Origin of the sequence: Streptomyces sp. FH025 (genome assembly GCF_017427025.1) — a bacterium.
GTDB lineage: Bacteria > Actinomycetota > Actinomycetes > Streptomycetales > Streptomycetaceae > Kitasatospora.
The window spans coordinates 1-2,842 of the sequence record NZ_JAFLNG010000857.1; the positions used below are offsets into that span (position 1 = coordinate 1).

Genomic DNA, 2,842 nt, shown 5'->3' on the forward strand with positions numbered 1-2,842 from the left:
GCGGAGCCGCCCGCCGGGGAGGGCGCCGCGGGCTTCCGCGGGCCCGGCTTGGCAGCGGAACCACCACCGGTGGGGGCCACACCAAGCGCGTCAGTCAGCTTGCGTACGACCGGCGCCTCGATCGTCGAGGACGCCGAACGGACGAACTCACCGAGCTCGGTGAGCTTGGCCATGACGGCCTTGCTCTCCAAGCCAAGCTCCTTGGCGAGTTCGTAAACCCGGACCTTAGCCACTTCACTCCTGTCTATGAGTCCGGGGGTCTCGTCCGCCGGACTGTCGCTACTTCATGGGCGTACCCATCGCGTACTCATCGCGTACTCATCGAGTGCTCATCGCAATCTCGACCTACTTCCACATCGCGAGGTACCTGACTGGTGGCACGGCGCGCGTGACTACCGAGCGCCGTGCTTGTTGCGGTGGTTCTCCGCCACGTCAAGCGGCGGCCGTCGCGGGAGGTGACCCACCTAGGGGGCCCCGCCTGCCCGCTCCTCGATGAACCCGCGGAGCCGCTCCGTGTCGAGCGATCCCTGGAGCCGGAAGGCCCGGGGGAACGCCCGACGGCGGACCGCGAGGTCGAGGCAGGCCGGATCGGGGTGCAGGTGAGCGCCCCGGCCCGGCAGTGCGCCACGGGGATCAGGGACGCAGACGCCCTCGACCGCCGTGACACGCAACAGCTGGTGCTTGGCCGCGCGCTTGCGGCAGCCCACGCAGGTGCGTTCCGGGCGTGCTCGGACATGCGTCCGGCCAGACGAAGGCAAGTCTACCCCTCCGAAGCGACATGGCGCCGCCCCGCGAGTCCCGGAGGACCGGCGGGGACGGCCAGGACAACACTGACTACTGGGCCGCGGCCCCTACATTTTCCTACTGGGGCTCGGGCTGCCCCTCGGTGTCCGGTCGGATGTCGATCCGCCACCCGGTGAGGCGGGCGGCCAGGCGGGCGTTCTGCCCCTCCTTGCCGATCGCCAGCGACAGCTGGTAGTCCGGAACGATCACCCGGGCGGAACGCTGGGCGGCGTCCACGATCTCCACGCTGGTCACCCGCGCGGGGGACAGCGCCGCGGCGACCATCTCCCGGGGGTCCTCGGACCAGTCGACGATGTCGATCTTCTCGCCGTGCAGCTCGCCCATCACGGCGCGCACCCGGGAGCCCATCGGGCCGATGCAGGCGCCCTTGGCGTTCAGCCCGGCCCGGCGCGACCAGACCGCGATCTTGGTGCGGTGGCCGGCCTCACGGGCGATCGCGGCGATCTCGACGCTGCCGTCCGCGATCTCCGGGACCTCCAGCGCGAACAGCTTCTTCACCAGGTTCGGGTGGGTGCGCGACAGCGTCACCGACGGCCCGCGGACACCGCGGCGCACCGCCACCACGTAGCACTTCAGCCGCGTGCCGTGCCGGTAGTCCTCGCCCGGAACCTGCTCCTGCGGCGGCAGGATGGCCTCCAGCTTGCCGATGTCGACCAGCACGTTCTTCGGGTCGTTGCCCTGCTGGACGACACCGGTGACGATGTCGCCCTCCTTGCCCGCGTACTCACCGAAGGTCTGGTCGTCGGCGGCGTCGCGCAGGCGCTGCATCATCACCTGGATGCCGATGCTGGACGCGATCCGGCCGAAGCCGCTCGGGGTGTCGTCGAACTCCTTCGGCTCGACGCCCTCGTCCAGCTCCGCCGGGTCCTCCATCGCCCACACGGTGACGTGGCCCGACTTGCGGTCCAGGTGCACCCGGGCGCGACGGCGCGAGCCCTCGGTGCGGTGGTACGCGGTGAGGAGGGCGGACTCGATGGACTCGACCAGCAGGTCGAAGGGGATGTTCTTCTCGTTGACCAGCGTGCGCAGGGCACTCATGTCGATGTCCACGGCTACGCCTCCTCGTCTTTCGTCACGTTCATCATGGTTCGTACGGCGGGCGGCTCACTCGGCGCCGTCGTCCCCCTCCTCGTCCAGGAGCTCGTCGTCCTTGCGGTTGAACTCGACCTGGACCCGCGCCCGGGCGACCTCGCCGTACTCCAGCCGGCGCTCCTTCGGGCGCCCCCGCCCCTTCACCGGCTGCACCTCGACCAACGCGCCGTCCTCGTCCGCCTCCAGCACCCGGGCGACGATCTCCCCGCCGTCGACCAAGTGGACCTTGGCCAGCCGGCCCAGCGCACGCTGCCAGTGCCGGGGCAGCACCAGCGGACGCTCCGCACCCGGCGAACCGACCTCCAGCAGGTAGGGCTCGTCGCCCATCAGGTCCGACTCGTCCAGGGCCTCGCCGACCACCCGGCTGAACTCGGCGATGGTGTCCATGTCCACGCCGCCGTCGGTGTCGACGTCGATCTGCACCTGTCGGCGGCTGCCCGCCTTGGTGACCTTGACGTCCTCCAGGTCCAGTCCGGCCTGCTCGGCCAGCGGCTCCAGCAACGCGCGCAGCCGGTCGGTGTGGGTGGTGCTCATCCGGGTGGACTCCTCGGCCGCGTCTGCTGTTGTCGGAAGGTCGCCCCGCGCCCTCCGCGCCACTCGGGCGCACACCGGGCACGGCAGCTCGGCCCAAAGCCTAGCCGGTGAAGCCGCCAACCACCGATTCCGGCCCTCCCCCGCCCGGCCGGACACCACCCACTGCGAGCAAGCTCACACCCGCGGGCCCGCCCCCGATCGCCGCCCGTGATCGTGAGGGTTCTGCGAGGATTCAGGCCAACGAGGGCAGGCGGGGAGGCCGTCCTCCCGTACACGCCCCGGAGTGACCCCGATGCAGCCGCCCAGCCGACGGACCTTCCTGGCCCTCGGACTGCTCACCCTCACCGCCTGCACCAGCTCCACCGACGGCGGCCTCGACCCCACCGGCGACACGGGCCCCGGCCCCGACCCG

Annotated in this window: 4 protein-coding genes; all 4 read right to left on the minus strand. The window is 71.2% G+C overall.

The genetic code is table 11. The features are described 5' to 3' along the window. Positions 1-233: translation initiation factor IF-2 N-terminal domain-containing protein (locus tag J0670_RS34820; protein WP_207816457.1), on the minus strand; the 233-nt coding region annotated here is incomplete at its 3' end. Between the two features lie 231 nt (positions 234-464). Then, positions 465-707 (minus strand): YlxR family protein, encoded by a 243-nt coding sequence (locus J0670_RS34825; RefSeq protein ID WP_307806828.1) that lies wholly within the window; start codon positions 705-707, stop codon positions 465-467. 154 nt (positions 708-861) lie between these two features. Next, complete coding sequence (gene nusA, locus J0670_RS34830) at positions 862-1,854, minus strand: transcription termination factor NusA (RefSeq protein ID WP_207816462.1); 993 nt, start codon at positions 1,852-1,854, stop codon at positions 862-864. A 54-nt stretch (positions 1,855-1,908) separates the two neighbouring features. Beyond that, complete coding sequence (gene rimP, locus J0670_RS34835) at positions 1,909-2,430, minus strand: ribosome maturation factor RimP (RefSeq protein ID WP_207816466.1); 522 nt, start codon at positions 2,428-2,430, stop codon at positions 1,909-1,911. Between the last annotated feature and the right edge of the window lie 412 nt (positions 2,431-2,842).